This is a genomic window from Planococcus rifietoensis (assembly GCF_001465795.2).
Classification (GTDB): Bacteria; Bacillota; Bacilli; order Bacillales_A; family Planococcaceae; genus Planococcus; species Planococcus rifietoensis.
The window spans coordinates 585,835-603,951 of the sequence record NZ_CP013659.2 but is presented as its reverse complement, the minus strand read 5'-3'; the positions used below and the strand labels follow the sequence as shown (position 1 = coordinate 603,951).

General features: G+C 49.6%; 19 protein-coding genes. 9 read left to right on the top strand and 10 right to left on the bottom strand.

Annotation, left to right across the window (positions count from 1 at the left end):
* Positions 1 to 25 precede the first annotated feature (25 nt).
* The 3 genes from AUC31_RS02850 to AUC31_RS02840 form a co-directional block, all read right to left on the bottom strand.
* Complete coding sequence (locus AUC31_RS02850) at positions 26 to 478, bottom strand: hypothetical protein (protein ID WP_058381461.1); 453 nt, start codon at positions 476 to 478, stop codon at positions 26 to 28.
* Entirely contained in the window at positions 471 to 1,292 is an 822-nt protein-coding gene (locus AUC31_RS02845) for a DUF3100 domain-containing protein (RefSeq protein ID WP_058381462.1), read from the bottom strand. Before AUC31_RS02845 ends, AUC31_RS02850 begins: the two co-directional genes overlap by 8 nt.
* A gap of 473 nt (positions 1,293 to 1,765) precedes the next feature.
* Complete coding sequence (locus tag AUC31_RS02840; protein WP_058381463.1) at positions 1,766 to 3,799, bottom strand: Na+/H+ antiporter; 2,034 nt, start codon at positions 3,797 to 3,799, stop codon at positions 1,766 to 1,768.
* Between the two features lie 148 nt (positions 3,800 to 3,947).
* On the opposite strand from AUC31_RS02840, the gene AUC31_RS02835 reads away from it, so the two are divergent.
* The 3 genes from AUC31_RS02835 (at position 3,948) to AUC31_RS02825 (ending at position 6,256) form a co-directional block, all read left to right on the top strand.
* Positions 3,948 to 4,325, top strand: coding sequence for a YidH family protein (locus AUC31_RS02835; protein ID WP_058381464.1), 378 nt, complete (start codon positions 3,948 to 3,950; stop codon positions 4,323 to 4,325).
* Positions 4,326 to 4,510: 185 nt separating this feature from the next.
* Positions 4,511 to 5,647 carry a CapA family protein gene (locus tag AUC31_RS02830; protein ID WP_058381465.1) on the top strand — a complete coding sequence of 379 codons (1,137 nt, stop codon included), beginning with the start codon at positions 4,511 to 4,513 and terminating at the stop codon, positions 5,645 to 5,647.
* A 12-nt stretch (positions 5,648 to 5,659) separates the two neighbouring features.
* Positions 5,660 to 6,256, top strand: a complete 597-nt coding sequence (locus AUC31_RS02825) for a hypothetical protein (RefSeq protein ID WP_058381466.1) — start codon at positions 5,660 to 5,662, stop codon at positions 6,254 to 6,256.
* A gap of 86 nt (positions 6,257 to 6,342) precedes the next feature.
* Here the strand turns inward: AUC31_RS02825 and AUC31_RS02820 are convergent, their stop codons facing one another.
* A complete protein-coding gene (locus tag AUC31_RS02820) occupies positions 6,343 to 7,185 on the bottom strand; it encodes a YitT family protein (protein WP_058381467.1) in 843 nt (280 codons plus the stop codon).
* Between the two features lie 247 nt (positions 7,186 to 7,432).
* On the opposite strand from AUC31_RS02820, the gene AUC31_RS02815 reads away from it, so the two are divergent.
* Positions 7,433 to 8,650 carry an EAL domain-containing protein gene (locus AUC31_RS02815; RefSeq protein ID WP_058381468.1) on the top strand — a complete coding sequence of 406 codons (1,218 nt, stop codon included), beginning with the start codon at positions 7,433 to 7,435 and terminating at the stop codon, positions 8,648 to 8,650.
* A 50-nt stretch (positions 8,651 to 8,700) separates the two neighbouring features.
* On the opposite strand, the gene AUC31_RS02810 is transcribed toward AUC31_RS02815, so the two are convergent.
* From AUC31_RS02810 to AUC31_RS02800, 3 genes are all read right to left on the bottom strand, one after another.
* Positions 8,701 to 9,564 carry a PPK2 family polyphosphate kinase gene (locus tag AUC31_RS02810; protein ID WP_058381469.1) on the bottom strand — a complete coding sequence of 288 codons (864 nt, stop codon included), beginning with the start codon at positions 9,562 to 9,564 and terminating at the stop codon, positions 8,701 to 8,703.
* Positions 9,565 to 9,755: 191 nt separating this feature from the next.
* A complete protein-coding gene (locus AUC31_RS02805; RefSeq protein ID WP_058381470.1) occupies positions 9,756 to 10,406 on the bottom strand; it encodes a hypothetical protein in 651 nt (216 codons plus the stop codon).
* Between the two features lie 67 nt (positions 10,407 to 10,473).
* A complete protein-coding gene (locus tag AUC31_RS02800) occupies positions 10,474 to 10,755 on the bottom strand; it encodes a hypothetical protein (RefSeq protein WP_058381471.1) in 282 nt (93 codons plus the stop codon).
* A gap of 92 nt (positions 10,756 to 10,847) precedes the next feature.
* Here AUC31_RS02800 and AUC31_RS17655 point away from each other — a divergent pair, with 92 nt between their 5' ends.
* Positions 10,848 to 11,018, top strand: coding sequence for a hypothetical protein (locus AUC31_RS17655; protein WP_157073452.1), 171 nt, complete (start codon positions 10,848 to 10,850; stop codon positions 11,016 to 11,018).
* A gap of 47 nt (positions 11,019 to 11,065) precedes the next feature.
* Here AUC31_RS17655 and AUC31_RS02795 read toward each other — a convergent pair whose 3' ends face one another.
* Positions 11,066 to 11,506, bottom strand: coding sequence for a VOC family protein (locus AUC31_RS02795; protein WP_058381472.1), 441 nt, complete (start codon positions 11,504 to 11,506; stop codon positions 11,066 to 11,068).
* Between the two features lie 71 nt (positions 11,507 to 11,577).
* Entirely contained in the window at positions 11,578 to 12,000 is a 423-nt protein-coding gene (locus AUC31_RS02790; RefSeq protein ID WP_058381473.1) for a hypothetical protein, read from the bottom strand.
* A 254-nt stretch (positions 12,001 to 12,254) separates the two neighbouring features.
* On the opposite strand from AUC31_RS02790, the gene AUC31_RS02785 reads away from it, so the two are divergent.
* The 3 genes from AUC31_RS02785 to AUC31_RS02775 all read left to right on the top strand — a co-directional run bounded on the left by AUC31_RS02785 (position 12,255) and on the right by AUC31_RS02775 (position 16,482).
* On the top strand, positions 12,255 to 13,112 hold the full coding sequence (locus AUC31_RS02785) for a GNAT family N-acetyltransferase (protein WP_058381474.1): 858 nt from the start codon (positions 12,255 to 12,257) through the stop codon (positions 13,110 to 13,112).
* 89 nt (positions 13,113 to 13,201) lie between these two features.
* Positions 13,202 to 14,527, top strand: coding sequence for a Glu/Leu/Phe/Val family dehydrogenase (locus tag AUC31_RS02780; RefSeq protein ID WP_335339127.1), 1,326 nt, complete (start codon positions 13,202 to 13,204; stop codon positions 14,525 to 14,527).
* Positions 14,528 to 14,667: 140 nt separating this feature from the next.
* Entirely contained in the window at positions 14,668 to 16,482 is a 1,815-nt protein-coding gene (locus AUC31_RS02775) for an LTA synthase family protein (RefSeq protein ID WP_058381475.1), read from the top strand.
* A 37-nt stretch (positions 16,483 to 16,519) separates the two neighbouring features.
* Here the strand turns inward: AUC31_RS02775 and AUC31_RS02770 are convergent, their stop codons facing one another.
* Entirely contained in the window at positions 16,520 to 17,320 is an 801-nt protein-coding gene (locus tag AUC31_RS02770; RefSeq protein WP_058381476.1) for an SDR family NAD(P)-dependent oxidoreductase, read from the bottom strand.
* Between the two features lie 215 nt (positions 17,321 to 17,535).
* On the opposite strand from AUC31_RS02770, the gene AUC31_RS02765 reads away from it, so the two are divergent.
* On the top strand, positions 17,536 to 18,117 hold the full coding sequence (locus tag AUC31_RS02765) for an MEDS domain-containing protein (protein WP_167549925.1): 582 nt from the start codon (positions 17,536 to 17,538) through the stop codon (positions 18,115 to 18,117).

The following is an 18,117-nucleotide window of genomic DNA, read 5'->3' as shown; positions in this document are numbered from 1 at the left end:
AAATACCGCTGCGGGGATTTTTTCTTTAGATAATGCCTTGCCAGCGCAAGATCACTTCAGCGATCAGCGCTGAACCAATGAAAGTTCCGAGGAATACTGCGATGGCGACCAAAAAGCTCCGGAAGCCCAGTTTGCGAAAATCTGCCCAGTTCGATCCGACCGAGATGCCGGCATAAGCGAGAATCGGGGTGGCAAGAGCCAGAATGCCGATTTGGCTGGTCCAGGCAACGACATAATCCGAACCCGGAAACCACGGCAAGGAAATGATGATGGCAAGTATGCCGATATAGCCGACTGCCGGCATGCTGAAGGGCAATGCTTTCTCCAGCATTAAACCGACGAGGCTTACCGCGATCAAGATTAGCATTCCCGGAATCGCTTCCCATGGCAAGACGTCCATGCCGAACCAATTGCCGATCAAGGCGGCGACGCCGAAAATAGCCAATACCCACGTCCATTCGATGACACTCTTAAGCATTCGGCCCGCCTCCTTTTGCAGCTTTTCGTTCCGATCGTCTCATCATGATGCTGTACAATTTCTCCGTCAGCGGCAAGCCGATGAAGATACTGAAATACAAGCCAGTAGAAAGCGACAGCAAATTGCTCGCTCCCGCAAAGGCAACAATCTGTTCTTCCAATTCCGGATATGCACCAATCAGCGAACCACTGGCCGCAGCCATCATCGACCCGCTCCCGACGCCCGATGCCATGGCGAACGACAGAGGATGCAGCGGCGTCGCCGTCGCAAGCAATCCAGATATTAAGCCGAGAAAAACGGCTCCAAACACTGTTCCGAAAATATAGACCGCCATGACGCCGCGGCCCTCTGGCGAAGAGAATCCGAACTTGTTAACGATCAGCCCGACATTCGGCTCACGTGCAATCGAGTGGGTCATGCCGATGCTTTCACGACGGAACCCGAGCAGCACCGCAAGCGGCAGTGCCAGGAAAATCGTTCCCAAATTGCCAAGTTCCTGCAGTAAAAGTGCCGGACCCGCTGCGATAATCGCTTCAATTTGCGGCCCGATTGTGACCCCGATTTTGGCAATGAGCAATGTCACCCCTAAAATAATGAGCGGTTCTGCATTTTTGGCGTTTTTCTCGGAAATGAGCGGCGTGAAATATAAGCCAAGACCCAAAAAGAATGCATATAGCATCGGTAATAATAGAATAACTCCTGGCCCCACAGCAATGCTGAATTGGCCGATCGCTTCGGTGATGGCTACCAAAATGAATGCAATGGCATGCAAACGCCAATCCTTAATAACAGTTTTCAATTCTACTTTCTCCATCTCTTCTCCTCGCTTTCTTCGGAACTGACAACGATTTTTCAATTAAACCGCAATCTATAAACCTAGTCTACGCTATATAACGGACGATTCAATAGATTTTTAAAAATTTGTTCGCTTTTTATTTTGAAGAAAGCATGTCATTTACAGAAGTGACAGATTTTTCAATCCATATGAAAAAGCAGAAGCCTGAGCCTCTGCTTTCTAAGCTGTAGAGAAACACTTGATAATCGCATTTTCCGAAGCTTATTACTCGCTTTCCGTGGGGCGGGAATCGAGCCTCCTCGTCACTTCGTTCCTGCGGGGTCTCTCAAACCCGTCGCTTCGCTGCTCCCACAGGAGTCGAGCAAACGCTTCTCCAAACACTCAGGCAAACCACTGATTATATAATGTCGAAAAGCCAGTTTCTTCGTTGGCTTATAGTGGATTGCGAACTTATTCAATATACTAAAAAGCAGAAGCCTGAGCTTCTGCTTTTATTCCGTCGGATCGTACAAGGTGACGCTTTCGATGTAATTGATGTATTTCCTTAATTCTTTCGCCTGTTGCCGTGTGATTTCTGCGGCATCGTACATTTCGTAGATTTTGGCACGCCCCATATCCATGACGTTGATGCGCAATTCTTCTTTTTGCATCTCGTAACGTTCATCGTACAAAGTTTCGGGCTTTCTCAAACGGCTGATCATTTTCCGGTACTCGGTCAAAACCGCTTCGACGATATCTTTGCGGGAAGCTTTTTGATGATAGGCTTCCAAGTTCTCCAGGGCGGCTTCAAGTGCCTTCAATTGCACCTCGCGGCCGACCTGGTATTCAACCAGGCGAATTTCCTCATCCTGCCAGTTTTCCCCGCGGAACCTGCGCCATGCGCGGATCAGCTTGCCTTGTAAATACAATAGAGTTGAACGGGCGTTATGGGCGATCGCTTCCTCACGTCGGTTCAGCGAATGCTCGAAAGCCGCATAGACCTCCCGTTCCATCCCTTCTGTCTTCTTCAGCCTCTCGATAAAACGGCGCTCGGCTTTCAAAGCCCGCAGCCGCACTTCCTTCATGCGGCGCTGGTATTTCTTGTTCGCCTCTTTCGCTTCTTCGCCTTCAGGCTGGACTTGCTGGAAACGCAAACGGTATTCATCCATCAATTCATAAGCTGCTGTTTCATTCGCTTCGGTCATTTCCGATTTGATGCGGGCGATCGATGCCAGCAAAATGCGCCGCCGCGCTTCTTCCAAATCGATTGTATCACCGTCATCGCTTCCCGCCAATTTGCCTTTGCTGAGCAATGGCAAGCAAGCGGTCGCGAGCAGCAGTGTCAGGAGGATCGTCCCGACTGCCAGGAACAGCAGCAATGAACGCTGCGGGAAAATATAGCCGCCTTCAATGATCATCGGCAAGGACAAAATCCCGACCATGGTCACTGTTCCGCGGACGCCCGTCAGGCTGACGAATAAAGTCAGCTTGAGGCTCGGCTTTGCAGCGTCTTCCATTTTGCCGAAGCGGTATTCATAATGGGAGAATAAATAGGCCCAAATAAAACGGATGCCGAGCAGCATAGCGGTAATCGCCAATACATACGACAGCAAGACACTTTCATCCATACTCGGATTTTCCAACGCGCCGCTCATCGCGCCCGGGATGTTGAGCCCGAGCAGCAAGAAGATGATGCCGTTCAGCACGAAGGTGATGATCGTCCAAATATTTTCCGTCAGCATCTGCTCTTCTGCGACCAGCGCTTCGGTATCTTCCTGCACAAGCGAATGGACAATTCCCCCAACGACCACGGCGATAACGCCGGATGCCCCTAATAATTCCTCCGCCACGACAAAGATGATGAACGGCGTCATGATTTGCAAAAGTGAATGGAACGTGACGTCATTGATTCCTTGTTTGCGGAACAATAAGCGAATGCCGACAAACAGCAAAGCGATTACGGCTCCAAGAAGTGCCCCGGCCAAAAATTTATAGGAGAAATTAAAAATAGCGGAGTATAGCGAGAAGGTTCCGGTGACGACTGCGGCGACTGCGTAATTGAATGCAACGAGCCCCGAGGCATCATTGATCAGCGATTCGCCGCGCACGAGGCTCAGGACATTGCTCGGGATGCGGACGCGCTGAGAGATACCGTTTACGGCGACAGGGTCCGTCGGCGACAGGATGGCTGCGAGTGCAAACGCAGCGGCGAGCGGGATGTCTTCAATGAGCCAGTGGATAAAATAACCGCCGATCAAAGTCGTCAGCAGCACCAGGATGACGGCATTGCCGAAAATCGGCCCCCGCATGCGCCATAATTCCTCACGCGGAAAATGCCGCCCATCGTTGAACAGGAGCGGTGCGATAAACAACAGCAGAAACCATTCGGCTTCCAATTCAAATGTAAAATCCTCGAAGACCAGCACGATGATCGTCCCAAGCGCCACTTGGATAAGCGCTGCCGGCACTTGCGGCACATAGTGGCTCACTACATTGGAGACGAGGAGCGCGATCAGCAGGATCAGGATAGTCAGCAATAATTCCATCGATATTCCCCATTTACTTGTGATGATATATGTATACCCCGATTATGTTTTCGGTTATCCATTTCTTGCTCAGTTTCTAATTAGAACACATCCGTTTCGGGTAAACTAGAAGAAAGCACCGGCCAGCCGGTGGAAGGAGGTCCACAACTTGTCACGGCAATCCTATCGGAAAGAAGCAAACCAACTAACTTATACCCAGCAGCATCTTGCCAACGAGCGCACTTATCTCGCTTGGATCCGCACGGCGATCTCCATCGTCGGTGTCGGCTTCCTTGCGACGAGCCTGCATTTCACGATGGGCGTCGTACGCAATCCCTTTGTCGATTTGTTTACGATCATTCTCGGCATCTTCGCTTGTGTTTTTGGCCTGGTCATCATTTTCACGGCTACGCGCACTTACCGGGAAAAACGCCAGCAGATCATCCAAGAAACCTTCTATTCCTCGAACCTGCGCATCAGCATGATTTCCACGATGCTGTCGATCATGATCATCATGGTCATCATCTATTTCTTTATCATTATGTGAATCATTTGCGCCTTCAGCTCGTTTTCGTGTGTGCCCTTAGATAAAAACAGGCTATTTATCATAGCGCAACCAGAAAAAGCCTAGTGATTTCCTCACGGTTATAGTATTCTGAAATCAATCAATCTGACGAATACCAGCTGTCCCCGCCTGCTAGTTAAGGCAGGACGCCCGAAAGGAATTGACTCATGGCGACTTTACCAAAATGGTTTATCGTATGCCTGGCCACTCTTGGAACTTTGGCTATCAGCGGTGAACAGCCATCTGCCGCTGACTCCGCCGCGCACGAATTCACCGCGCGCGCTGCTCCGCTTGCGGTGATGCCTGAGCGATTGGCGAGGAACCACCGCGTGAGCTTGTCGGCAATCGGTGATGTACTCATCCACGAGCCTCTTTATGAAGATGCTAGAACAGGCAGCGCGTATGACTTTGATTCCATGTTTGCGCCAATCCAGCCCTTTCTCGAATCCTCCGATATCACCGTCGCCAATTCCGAAAGCATTATCGGCGGCAGCGAAATCGGTGTCTCTACCTATCCATCATTCAATAGCCCGTTCGAACTGGGGGATGCCATGAAAAATGCCGGAGTCGATGTTGTCTCCATGGCAAATAATCATACCTTGGACCGCGGCGTCCAGGCAATCGAGAACGCCATCACCCATTGGCGGAATATTGGCATGGTGTCAACCGGTTCTCATCTGTCCGCACAACAGCGTGCCGACATCCCGGTGATCGAGCGCAACGGCATCACTTTATCATTTTTATCCTATACATACGGCACCAACGGAGTTCCAACACCCGACGGTCGGCCGTATTTAGTCAATCGCATCGACCGGGAGTTGATCCAACAGGATTTGGCGTATGCACGAGAGCATTCCGATGTGACGGTATTAAGCCTCCATTTCGGCAATGAATACGAACCGATGCCAACACAAGAACAAACGGAACTCGCCCGCTTTGCCGCGGAAAATGGCGCAGACATCATTCTTGGCCATCACCCTCACGTCCTGCAGCCGCCTGCGTGGATTGACACTGCAGATGGCCGCCGCAGCTTCGCCTTTTACTCACTCGGCAATTTCCTATCTGGGCAAAAAGGCGTCGAACGGCGGATTGGCGGAATTGCCCATGTGAATATCGAAAAACTGGAAACTGCAGAAGGCTCAAGCATTGCTATCACGAATCCAGCCTTCACCCCGACCTTCGTCCAGCACGATGGATTTACGGATTTTGAAGTTTTATTGTTGAAAGACATCAACGACGAATGGAACGCCAATACGAAAGCCCATCTTGCCACTTGGATGACAGAACTGGAATTCCGCGAATAGAGGAGTGAATTGATGATGCAGGACTGGAAAACGGAGGAACGAAAATTATATGCCCCTGCCCCCGAAGCCCATGCCGTACACATTCCGAAACAATTCTATTTCGTCATCGACGGCCGTGGAAGCATCGGGTCCGAAGATTTTCACGAACGCCTTCGCGTGTTGACTGCCCTGTCGGAAGCGGTTCGGGCGATGCCAGGGCACGGCTATTGTCCGCCTGGGTTTGCGGATTACTCCATTTATCCGCCGGAAACGCTCCACCATGCAGAAAACCAGGACGGGCTGCCGGCAACTTTCTCGTTGATGGTCCGCCAGCCGGATTTCATCGATAACGATACGATCGACCGTGCGTTCAATCTGATCCACAAAGAGCGAAAGTTCCCGCTGCTTCCCGAAGTGGCATTTGAGGAGTTCGAAGATGGGCTATCGGTTCAATTGCGCAGCTCCAAAAAGCTTGAACCGGCCGGGGAAGCTTTCAGGAAAATCGATCATTTCCTGTTGGCGAATGCCTTAACGCGCCGAAACTTTCACTACCGCGAGATTTATCCAGGACATGGCCGCGCTTTATTTGATGAAGTGGTGTATCGCGTGTTTGTTAAGGAAGCGCAGTAGTCGCCAGTGATGTCAGGAATTCAGCAAGCAAAGGAAAAGCCGTCCCGAAAAGTGTCTTCGCACTTTTTCTGGACGGCTTTTTCCCATTACATCGGATTTTTCTTATAGTTTTCATCTCGCCGGAAGTTCCCGACCACTTCCATCGTCTCGGTGATGCTGACGAAGGCATTCGGATCGATTTCCCGGATCAAGGGACGGACAAATGCCAGCTCGTAACGGGTGATGACGCTATGCAGCACTTTCACCTTGGCGCCGGTATAAGCGCCTTCCCCGTCCGTAACCGTAATGCCGCGGTACAGGTTCGTCAATAGTTTCTTCTTCACTTCATCGCCTTTTGCCGTCACGACCATCAAGCTAAGCTTGATATGGCGCGTATGGATACGGTCAACGACGATGCCCGTGATATAAATAGATGCCATCGTGTACATCGCAAGCTCCCAGTTGAAGATAAAGCCCGAGATGAACACGACGCCGCTGTTCAAAGTGAATACCATGAAACCAAGCGGGATGTCGCGTTTCATTGTCAGCAACAGGCCGATGACATCAAAACCGCCGGTCGAACCGTAAAAGCGGATGATGATCCCGACTGCAGCGCCTGAAATGACGCCGCCGAAGACCGATGACAACAATGCGTCTTCTGTCACTTGGACAATTGGGATGTAGAGCATGGCAATCGACGTCACAGCTACCGAAAAAATGCTGTTGCCGATAAAAGTCTTGCCGAGCTTCATCCAACCGATGACCAAAATCGGCAAGTTGAGCAAAATCAGCCAAATTCCCGAGTTAATCGGTGTCAGCAAACCAAAGATCATGGCGATGCCGGTAACGCCTCCTGATAAAATTTCATGTGGCAGCAAAAACATATTGAAAGCGATCGCCATAACAATGGAAGCAATAAAAATTGCCCCGAGGCGGTAAAGTTTGTCCATTTTGTATTCTCCGTTCATCTAGTGGTAATGAGCGATGCCCGCATTCCGTTGAAGGCGATGGGGCAAGGCAGCGACTCACATTATAGGGGGTGCCATTATAGAAAAGCAAGTACTTCTGGTTGGATTTACAGTTTCTTTTCATTCACGGAATATTCGTCATTTGAATGGTGTTTCAAAAGCTGCAATTGAATGCTGGAAAAATTAAGATTAAAATAGAACAAGACAGTGCACGGCAAGGAGAGATATTATGGATCCGTTAGACATCATCGACAATATGGACAAAATCATGCCGGTGTTCCAGCCGATCATCAGCGCCGTCAAACACGACGTCATCGGTTACGAACTGCTCGGCCGCTACATAGAACCGGGCGGAACCAAATCACTCGGCGAATTCTTCAACGACCCGGAAGTTCCGGACGAGTATAAAACTGAAGTGGACCAAAGGCTGCTCGAAATGGCACTCGATCAATTGCTGGCTCAGAACAGCGACTGCCTGTTGTTCATCAACCGCAACGCCCGCCAGCTGATGGCAGGAGACGGCGAAGATTTCCTGAAGACCTTGCTTGAGTACCGCAAACGCGGCTTTCCGCTCGAACGCATTGTCCTTGAAATTACCGAACACGATTTCAATGATGACTTTGATACACTCAATCACTTGCTGTTGTATTTCAAAACCTACGGCATCCAGATTGCAGTCGACCATGTGGGCGCAAAAAGTTCGAATATTGACCGCATCCGGCAGTTGCGGCCGCATATCCTGAAAATCGATATGAGCATCAGCCGCCACCATCAGCCCGATGCATTCCAGGACATCATCCATTCGTTATCGATGCTCGCCCATCGCATCGGCGCACGCCTGTTATACGAATATATAGAAGATAACCATCAATTGTATTTCGCTTGGAAACATGGCGGCCATTATTACCAGGGCTATTATCTGGCCCATCCGGACCCGACCCTGCTGACGACGGATTCCTTGTCCATCCACGTGGGCGATAAAGTAAAGGAATTCGTCCACCGCGAAAAAGCGATGGTTGGCGAACGCTTGGCCTATACTGCCCGTTCCGAAGAAAAACTCAAGCGCTTGATGGGCAAATGGCAAAGCCCAGACTTTGCCGACCTGTTCATCCAGGAAGTACTGCCGCATTTCAAAGCGGAAAGTTTCCGCATCTATATCTGCAACGGCGACGGGGAGCAAGTTTCCTCCAACTTTCGGAAAACGGCCGGCATCTGGCAAAGCGAACCGCAGCAAATCGGTTCCCATTGGGCTTTCCGCCCATATTTCCTGGAGAACATGATGCTCATGAAAGCTAGCCACAAGGGACGGCTGTCGGACATCTATGCCGATATCGAAACAGGGGAAATGATCCGCACATTCAGCTATCCGCTATCGGACGAATGCTTCTTGTTCATCGATTTAAGCTACGAATTCATTTCCGAAAATGATTACCTATTGTTTCAATAAATCATGGCCAATAAAGAAACCCGAAGCAGCCAAGGCTGCTTCGGGTTTTGTCATTTCGCTTCCTGTTCAAGCTTATCGATATAATGCTCGAGCTTATGTTTTTGCTCGCCGCTGATTTCTGGCAATTCCGGTTTGATGCCTTCCAATATTTCCACCATTACCCGAGCGATGATCAACCGGGAATACATCTCATCGTCTGCCGGCAATATATACCACGGGGCATGGTCTGTTGAAGTGTGTGTCAGCATGTCCCCGAAGATGTCCTGGTAATCTTCCCAATGTTCGCGTTCTTCGACATCACTGAAGGAAAACTCCCAATTTTTCTCTGGGTTCTTCATGCGTTCAAGCAGGCGCGTGGTTTGTTCTTCTTTGGAAATATTAAAGAAGAACTTCACAAACGGAAAACCGTTTTCAAACATATAACGTTCAAAATCATTGATCTGGCGATAGCGACGGTTCCAAACTTCACCGTCGATCAAGTGATTGGGCAGCGGCTCTTCTTCAAGCAGATTATGGACACGCGTCGCAATCACTTCTTCGTAATGGGAACGGTTCAAAATACCGATTTGCCCGCGTTCCGGCAAAGCTTTGTGCAAGCGCCATAAATAATCGTGCTTCAATTCCTCTTCGGTCGGTTTTCCGATCGTCGTCACTTTCAGCCCTTGGGCGGTCAAGTTCGAGAACAGGTAAGTGATGGCTTCATCTTTTCCAGCCGCGTCCATAGCCTGAAGAGCCACCACGATGCCTTTTTCTTCTTCTGCATGAAGCCGCACATGCCATTTTTTCAGTTCTTCGATCGTTTCCTTCAATTGCTGTTCGATTTGTTCGGATTCGCTTCCTTTATCTTCATGTGTCGGCCAGTCTGCTAAATCCACTTTACGACCAGCCTTCACTTTGTATTGTTGGGTATCCATGAAATCCCTCCTTGAGAAATAGGTGTTTCCCCCCTATACCCGTTTTCAGCATTTGGAATTACAGGGCTTTTTTCTCAATCTATTATTTCAAGCTTTCACACAGTAATTTGACAAAGAGCTACACGCGTCCTGCACGAAAAAAGCTCCTTCTTGACCCATGCAGGGTTTCGAAGGAGCTTTTCCAGTATGGATTATTCGTAGGCAATTGAACCGTCTGCCTTCTGTTCATATCTAATGTCTTCCTGTTCCATAAGAGAAATCAAGATTTCGGCTTTGTCGTCCGCTTTCTCTTTTTGGCGGTCCAGGATCTCATCCAGTCTCTCATGGACTTCTTCGACATGGTTTTTCTGCAAAGTTTTCGTCATTTCACGCGTCAACTCGATTTGGGCAAAATGGTAGGATTCCAATTGTTCAAGACGCGGGTCGTCCGTATCGAGTTCTTTGGACAATTGCTCCAACTTTTCTTCCATCTCATTGATGTGCAATTCCGTGAGCGAGTTGTGGTCATACAAGCGGATAAGTGAATTGCTCACTTCTTTGAGCATTTCTTCGCTCTTCTCGCTCTGGAAAATGTATTGCTGGATTTCATCTTGTTTGGCATCTTCCGTAGAGCGTTCATCACTCCACGGAGCAACATAACTCGCGAAGGAATACACATTCCATAGGATGAACAACAGTAAAATACCGCCACCGGCCTTCAGCCAAAGTTTGCGGCGTTCTGGATCTTTTTTATTAGGTCGAAAATTTGGCGGTTCAGCACCGGTTTCGTTGCTTTTTTCCGCTTCGATTCGATTGGATTCATTATGCGGATTACTGTCTGAAAATTGATTGTAATTAGCCATGTTACCCTCCGGACATCTATTCGTAACACGATTGTAACAAAAAACATTAAAAATAGCATCCGTTTTTTTAAAGAAACCAAGAAATTAAGACAAAATTCGACAAAGCTATGGCATTTTTCGCGTTTTGCTTGGCCAATAGCATACCTCTTCCTCCCCCGGTTTGAAAGGTTAGCCCCGCACTTTTTTCGGGTAAACTACCTAAAAGCATCACCAGCTCATCCAATTTGCTTGTCATTGATCCACCACCCTCTTCCTGATGGCGATCTGAAAGAAAGGCGGTCTTTTTTATGCGCATTTCCTGTATGGGAAGTTTATTGATTTCAATTATCCTCTCGATTGCATTGACCATTTTGCTGAACTTGCTATTTTTCTAGCTGCCGCTGTACTTGCCGGTCCATTGCCGCGAAAGCGTTGCATATATTAGAAATGGAGGAACTCCAGATGACAAGAACATTCGTGATTTTGTTGATCGTGTCGGCGCTGTTGTTCATCGGATTCTATTTTGCCATTACGCTCTATAACCGTTTTGTCGGCGGGCTTGTTTCAACGGGGGTGGAGTTCCGAACAGCAGCCATCATATACGAAATGCTGTCATCCCATTTCCAAAGGTAGACCTCTTCAGCTAGAGAAACCCCATCGCCTAAGCGATGGGGTTTCGTTTATTCACCGGGATTTTGTTGCGTGTTTCCCGCTTCAGATTTGCGGTAATCGAATTGCCATTGCACGCCAAATTTGTCCTCTACGACGCCGTACGCTTCACTCCAATAGCTTTCCTCGAATTCGAAGATCACTTTACCGCTTTCTGCTAGCTTCTTGAAATCGGCTTTCATTTCACCCAACTGCTCCGAACGAATGGACACATGGAAATTACTGCCGAATGTCGCCGGTTTGCCGGGCATCGCGTCCGACAGCAGCAAGTAATTGTCATAGAGCGGAATCGCTGCTTCCAAGATCAATTCCTTTAAATCCTCGTCGAGTTTCGATCCCGGGTTGTCGCCGTAATGGATGACGGAAACATCGGATACCCCAAAGACGCCTTCATAATATGACAACACTTCTTTGCAGTTTCCGTTAAAAATGATTTGTGGATGGATCGCCACTTCTTCGCCCCCTCTTGAACTTTTCGTATCGTCCTCTTTTCCCTTCCATTTCCAGCACTAAACTCGTGCTTTTATTTCCAAGCGGGCAATTTTTTCAAAAACGAATAGACGATCGGCCCTAAAAAGACGGCCGCCAAGAATAGATAAAACGATACCGAAGCGATGAGTACCGTGAAAATTCCGCTCCATAAAGCCGCTACTAAATACAAAAACAATAGCAGCAATGCCCAGACGATGCTGATGCGAAGCGCCGCATTTTTCATCCGGATGCGCCGCAGCGCTGCCAATCCCAATGACAACAGAAAAGCCGGGACCACCATCCACATTAATGTGCTTGTCGCCATATCGCCTCGTACGTCATCGTTCAATAACAGCGTGTCCGAACTGCCAGAAGTCACCATCGTCACCAATAGCCCGACAACAGTAATCAATGCATAAAGCCCCAAGCCAAACAATAGATCCTTGACCAATTCCACAGCTTTCCAGTTTTCCAATGCCTTCCCTCCTCGTTGCTCCCGGAATTTCCCAGCTATCCAGCATCCCGGAAAACAAATCACTATTCCGATTAGTTCGCCGCCATCCCTCGTTTCCCCTGCCAGACTTTCAAATCACCACATGGGCTTTGCCGGTTCCGGTGAGCATGCCCCTTAAAATATTTATAGTTTGATAACTGTTTCCGCTTTGTAGTCATGGCCGGAATACACTAAAATTATTATGCAACTATTGACTACTTAAGGAGTGACGATACATGAACGAAACGATCCGCCAGTTGACCGAGGATGACTTACAGGCTTTGCAGGCCATGGATACGGGCATCGATGATGATTATGTCATCCGGGTATTCGACCGGATTTCCACAGGGCCGAACCGTTTATTCGGTTTGTTCCATGACGGCCGCCTGGCGAGTATCGGCGGCTACACCATTTTTGCAGGGAGCTATGCCATGCTTGGGCGCATGCGGAGCGATGTGCGCTTCCGCGGCCAAAGCCTATCATCCAAGCTGATGGCCCATGTCCGGGATGCGGCACTCGATCATCCGGGCATCCGTTTTGTCGGCGCCAATACACAAGAGTTCAATCTCCCGGCACAGCGCGTCCTGGAAAAAATCGGGCTGTCCCGACAAGCTGAATTGTTTTCCGCCATCGCAACAAATGTGGAAACTTTCGAAAACGGCTCGGCACCTTGGCAAAAAATCGCCAGTGACAAGGAAAAAATGCGCTGGCTCGAAGCAGTTTATATCCGTTCGGGGCGGGTTTTTCCTTACGAATGCTATTACCCATTTCCCGCAAGCCCTGACTTGTTTTCCGGCCAAGCGCTTGCACAATGGGACTTCTATGAAAATCCCGACGGCGACCGGATCGTCATCACCAAACACGATGTGAAGAAATTCGATTACTTGCATACACTTTACCCTTGGGACGATTTATTTGAGCAGCCAGGATTATGGGAAACCTTACATGCACCGCTCGAAAACATTCGACGTGGTTCTGAGGAAGGCGCTTTTGTCTGGATGGACCTGACCCGCAAGCAAACGGCCAAACTCCCGAAAGGCCATCCATTTGAATTGCCATCGCCTTGGTTTTTATACGGCACTGATATCCAGTAAGTGATTCTCCTCCCCTTCTAATGTTTAAGCGCCATTCTTAATAGGAAGACATAGAGTATAGAAGGAAATCAGCCAAGGAGGAGAACATTATGACACAGCAGGAACATCGCCAAGAACAAGTAGCAGAAGATTTGAAGCAGGAAATGCCGGTAAAGGAAGTGAAAAATGGCGTCGAGCTTTCGAACCCGCTCGAAATCGTCCAGCGCATGCTTGAAGTGGCGACGCAGGAACTCGACTTGCCGCAAGGGGTGTACGAAATCCTCAAAAAACCGAAGCGTATCTTGAAAGTGTCGATCCCGGTACGCATGGATGACGGCACGTACCGCGAATTTGAGGGCTATCGCTCGCAGCATTTGGACGTGCTCGGCCCGACAAAAGGCGGTGTCCGGTTCCACCCGGGCGTGACAGAGGACGAAGTCGCAGCCTTATCGATTTGGATGTCGATGAAAGCGGCCATTCTCGGAATCCCATACGGCGGCGGCAAAGGCGGAATCGTCGTCAATCCAAAAGAGCTGTCCGAACGGGAACTCGAGGAATTGTCCCGCGGCTTTATCCGCGAACTCGAACCGATCATGGGGCCTGAAAAAGATATTCCGGCGCCGGATGTCAACACGACGCCTCAGATCATGGGATGGATGATTGATGAATTTTCCCGGCTGAAAGGGAAAAACGTGCCCGGCACGATCACCGGCAAGCCTTTGATTCTTGGAGGATCAGAAGGACGCGTCGAAGCGACCGGACGCGGCGTTGTCTTCACCATCGAAGATGCCGCCAAGAAACTGGGACTTGAACTCGAAGGCATGACCGCAGTCGTTCAAGGCTTCGGAAATGTCGGATCAATCACCGCCAAACTCTTGCACGAGCGCGGCGTGAAGGTACTCGGCATCGTCGACGCTGGCGGCGGCATTTATCATAAAGATGGGCTCCCGATCGAAGAGCTGATCGGCTACGCCCAAACGACCGGTACGGTTGCGGGATACAATGGCTACGAATCGCTCAGCAACGACGATTTATTCGCAGCCGATGTGGACATATTGGTGCCCGCAGCGCTCGAAAACCAGATCACTTCAGTCACCGGCCCGACCATCCGTGCAAAAATCGTGGCAGAAGCAGCGAATGGGCCCACGACACCGGACGGCAACGCCGCGATGGAAAAGAACGGCGTCACCGTCATTCCGGATATTCTGTGCAATGCGGGAGGCGTCACGGTTTCCTATTTCGAATGGGTGCAAAATACGACACATCTGCGCTGGACCGAACAGGAAGTGAATGAACGGCTCCACACCGAAATGGCTGAGGCTTTTGATGATGTTTACGAAATGAAAGAACAAAAAGGCTGCACGATGCGTGAAGCAGCGTATTTGGTCGCTGTTGAACGCATCGCACAAGCGATGGAAGCACGCGGCTGGATTTAGGAGAAGAGGCTGTTCCAAGAGCTCATGAAACAGGGCTCTTGGGGCAGCCCCTTTTTTCTTTTTGCCCGCCGATGTTTCCGAACACCTGTTTACAGGTAGTGAATAGGAAAGGCCCTCACCGCCAGAAAAGGAGCACGACGATGAAAACAATCGATTACTGGGTCTATTTGGCCTTTTCCGCATTTAAATTATTTCTCTTCAGCTTATACACCGATACGCCGTTCAGCTTCGGCTTCTTTTTGATCAGCTTCTCGAGCGCATTGATTCTTTCGAGCTGGACTTTATTGATCGATGCCCGCAAGCGGCGCTGGATTTTACTGTCGCTTTTGGCGCTCCACAGCACCCTGCTAATTTCGGACGTCTGGTATTACCGCTATTTCGGGGATCTGTTATCCGTTCAATTGATTCCCTCGATGACGCAAATGAATGACGTAGGCGGCGGTTTTTTGAGCTTGATCCGCTGGACGGACTTTTTCTTTTTTGCTGACTTCCTATTGTTTCTTGTCTTCATTTTCGCCTTGAAAAAACGCAGCCTAGCGCCAAGACAGACGAAGAACGGCAAACTGGCTGCCGTGATTGCTGCAATCGGGCTGCTAATATTTGCCGCCCCGCTTCTCACGAGCATTGCAAAAGGCGAACGCTGGCTGACGGGAGATGCCACCAGCAATATGCGCGAATACTATGAGCTTGGATTTTGGGGCTACCACGGCTACGATTTCGGAAAAGGCGTCATTTCGGTTTTCCGTGAGCCCGAACCATCGCAACAAGACAAAGCCCTGCTCCAGGAAGCTGCCGCAGAGATCGGCACGAAAAACAGCGGCGAGCAGCCAAACATTATCCTCGTTCAGCTGGAATCGCTTCAGCGCTCTGTCATTGGCCAGGAAATTGGCGGCGAAGAAGTGACACCTTACTTGAACCAACTTGAGGATGAAATGCTGTACTTCCCTTCTTTCCATCATCAGACCCACGAAGGGCGCACATCGGATGCAGAATTCGTCATCAACACGTCGCTCCATCCGCTGCGCACAGGCTCTGTCTATACACGCTTCCCTGACAGCACGTTCGCCCCGCTTCCGGAAGCTTTGCGAAAAGGCGGCTATGATACAGCGGCTATGCATGCTTATGAAGCGAGCTTTTGGAACCGCAATACCGTGTATGAACATATCGGCTTTTCCCGCTTCTTCAGCGAAAAGGATTACCCTGATACGGAAAAAATCGGCATGGCGATCAACGATGAAGATTTCTTCCGGACTTCAGTCGAGCACATCCAAAAATTAGAAGAACCGTATTACGCGTTCATGATCGCCTTGAGCAGCCACATCCCTTTCACGATCCCTGAAGATAAAAAAGAGTTGTCGCTGCCGGGTTATGAAGATGAGCTGGTACAGAATTATTACCATACTGTCCATTATGTCGACGGTGCGGTCGAAGTGCTCGTCGATGAATTGAAACAGCAAGATATGTGGGACGATTCGCTGGTCATTTTCTACGGCGACCACGATAGTGGATTGACCGAAGAAGGGCGCGAAATGGCGACTAAACTTGACGCCAATGGAACAACAGAACAATTCGAATTGTTCCGGGAAGTCCCATTGTGGATCAAGCCGCCCAATCTTCCGGAAGGTGAAACGGTCGAGACGGTCGGCGGCCAAATCGATTTGGCGCCGACCATCCTGGAACTTGCAGGCATCGACCAAGGATTTATGCTCGGCACTTCATTGCTGTCGGACACTGAAAGACTCGTCGTTTTCCGCGACGGCTCGTTCCGAAAAGGCGATGTGTATTTCGCGCCTGACCTGACGTCTACCCCTGGATCAGGTGAATGCTACTCAATCGACAGCGGTGAAAAAATTGACGATGCGGATTGCGAGCCGTATATCGGTGAGGCGCTCGATCAATTGCGCATTTCGGATACCGTGATCGAAGACAATGGGCTGGACTATATCGAACAATGAAAAAGCGTTGGACTCTAGGCTTGAGTCCAACGCTTTTTCATCTCATGACGCTGCCGCCGGAAATCTTCACCGATTCACCGACGATGTTCGGTGCGGCATCCGTTAATAGGAACGCAATCGTTTGGGCGACTTCTTGAGGAGTCGACAGCCGGTTTGAAGGAATCCCTGACCGCGCTTCGTCCATCGCCTGTTCAATAGAAATCCCTTTGTGTTCCGCTTTTCTTTGGATGCTGGCCCTTGCCATTTCCGTATCGACATATCCGGGGCATACCGCATTGACGCGGATGCCGTACTCAATCGCTTCCAAGGCCATCGATTGCGTCCAACCGACCACTGCGAACTTGCTCGCTGCATACGCCGTATTGCCAGCCGTACCGCGCAGCCCCGAAAGTGAAGCGAGATTGACGATATCGCCTCCGCCATCTTTCATCATGCGGCCGTATACCAATTGCGTCAGCAAAAAAGTGGAGGTGTAATTGATGTTCATCAGATGTTCCAAAAATTCCTGGTCCAATTCCTCTACTTGTTTTCCACCCGCTGCTCCGGCTGAATTGACTAAGCCGCCAATAAACCCGAGCCGCGCTTCAGCCGTTTCGACGAGCTGTTTTCGGTCATGAGAGTCCGTCAAATCTGCCGCGTGGACATAAAGCCGGCTGTCATCCATCATGGCCTTCAATTCTGTTTCCAATTGCTTCAATTTCTCTGCATCTCGTCCGGTGACCGTCAGTTTCGCACCCATCTGCGCCACTGTCTTGGCCGTTTCCCAGCCAATGCCGCCAGTCGCACCGGTGACCAAAATATGCTTTTCTGCTAATGCTTGTTCATTAAAAATACCCATGGATATACGCCTCCCTTGTGTGCAGTCATTCCCGTGATCACAGTGTGTTTAAACATGCAAAGCGGCTGACAGCTTAGAAGCGACGTAAAGGCGCCTTATAGTATATACTAATGGGAAGTGCACAAGTGCTGTCATTTTTTTCACTTCCAGCTATTTTTATGGCTGAAGACGAATTTCATCACTATTTGGATTATCCGTTATATGGAGGGAAAAAAATGAACCAAAAAATGAGCGATTTCACCGAAACTTTGCGCCAGACCGATTACGCGCATATTTTATACTTGACTGAACAAACAGATGTTTATATAGAAAATGCTGTCTCTTATGTCCTGGACGGCGTCCGTAATGGCGACCGTGTCCTGTTCGTCGAAAACCCGCGGATTTATCCCCAGATTCAAAAAAAGCTCCAGCAGCTATTGACTGCCGAAGAGCTGGATTTAATCCACTATGTCAACAACTTCGATTTCTACTGGCGCAAAGGGAACTTCCACCCCGAAGCCATTTTGGAATATTTCGAGAGTGTCGTCGGATCCTTTACTTCGGATGGACGTCAGTGCCGGACATGGGGCCATATCGAATGGGGCAGCCAGGAAGATATCGACCAGAAAATTATCGACTATGAAACAGAGATTGACCGCTCCGTCCCACGGCGTAAAGTCGTTTCCGTATGTGCCTACGATGCACGCCGTGTCTCGGACAGTTTGCGCGAACGGCTCATGCATTGCCATGGCTATTTGATGAAAGACCAAAGCATCTCTGCATTATCCTTTTACGACGATAAAAAAGCCCGGAATTAA

Bases quoted from the DNA above. Each gene is read 5' to 3' on its own strand.
- AUC31_RS02850 (WP_058381461.1), bottom strand. From the start codon at position 478: ATGCTTAAGAGTGTCATCGAATGGACGTGGGTATTGGCTATTTTCGGC.
- AUC31_RS02845 (WP_058381462.1), bottom strand. From the start codon at position 1,292: ATGGAGAAAGTAGAATTGAAAACTGTTATTAAGGATTGGCGTTTGCAT.
- AUC31_RS02840 (WP_058381463.1), bottom strand. From the start codon at position 3,799: ATGGAATTATTGCTGACTATCCTGATCCTGCTGATCGCGCTCCTCGTC.
- AUC31_RS02830 (WP_058381465.1), top strand. From the start codon at position 4,511: ATGGCGACTTTACCAAAATGGTTTATCGTATGCCTGGCCACTCTTGGA.
- AUC31_RS02825 (WP_058381466.1), top strand. From the start codon at position 5,660: ATGATGCAGGACTGGAAAACGGAGGAACGAAAATTATATGCCCCTGCC.
- AUC31_RS02820 (WP_058381467.1), bottom strand. From the start codon at position 7,185: ATGGACAAACTTTACCGCCTCGGGGCAATTTTTATTGCTTCCATTGTT.
- AUC31_RS02815 (WP_058381468.1), top strand. From the start codon at position 7,433: ATGGATCCGTTAGACATCATCGACAATATGGACAAAATCATGCCGGTG.
- AUC31_RS02810 (WP_058381469.1), bottom strand. From the start codon at position 9,564: ATGGATACCCAACAATACAAAGTGAAGGCTGGTCGTAAAGTGGATTTA.
- AUC31_RS02805 (WP_058381470.1), bottom strand. From the start codon at position 10,406: ATGGCTAATTACAATCAATTTTCAGACAGTAATCCGCATAATGAATCC.
- AUC31_RS02800 (WP_058381471.1), bottom strand. From the start codon at position 10,755: ATGGTCAATGCAATCGAGAGGATAATTGAAATCAATAAACTTCCCATA.
- AUC31_RS17655 (WP_157073452.1), top strand. From the start codon at position 10,848: ATGACAAGAACATTCGTGATTTTGTTGATCGTGTCGGCGCTGTTGTTC.
- AUC31_RS02785 (WP_058381474.1), top strand. From the start codon at position 12,255: ATGAACGAAACGATCCGCCAGTTGACCGAGGATGACTTACAGGCTTTG.
- AUC31_RS02780 (WP_335339127.1), top strand. From the start codon at position 13,202: ATGACACAGCAGGAACATCGCCAAGAACAAGTAGCAGAAGATTTGAAG.
- AUC31_RS02775 (WP_058381475.1), top strand. From the start codon at position 14,668: ATGAAAACAATCGATTACTGGGTCTATTTGGCCTTTTCCGCATTTAAA.
- AUC31_RS02770 (WP_058381476.1), bottom strand. From the start codon at position 17,320: ATGGGTATTTTTAATGAACAAGCATTAGCAGAAAAGCATATTTTGGTC.
- AUC31_RS02765 (WP_167549925.1), top strand. From the start codon at position 17,536: ATGAACCAAAAAATGAGCGATTTCACCGAAACTTTGCGCCAGACCGAT.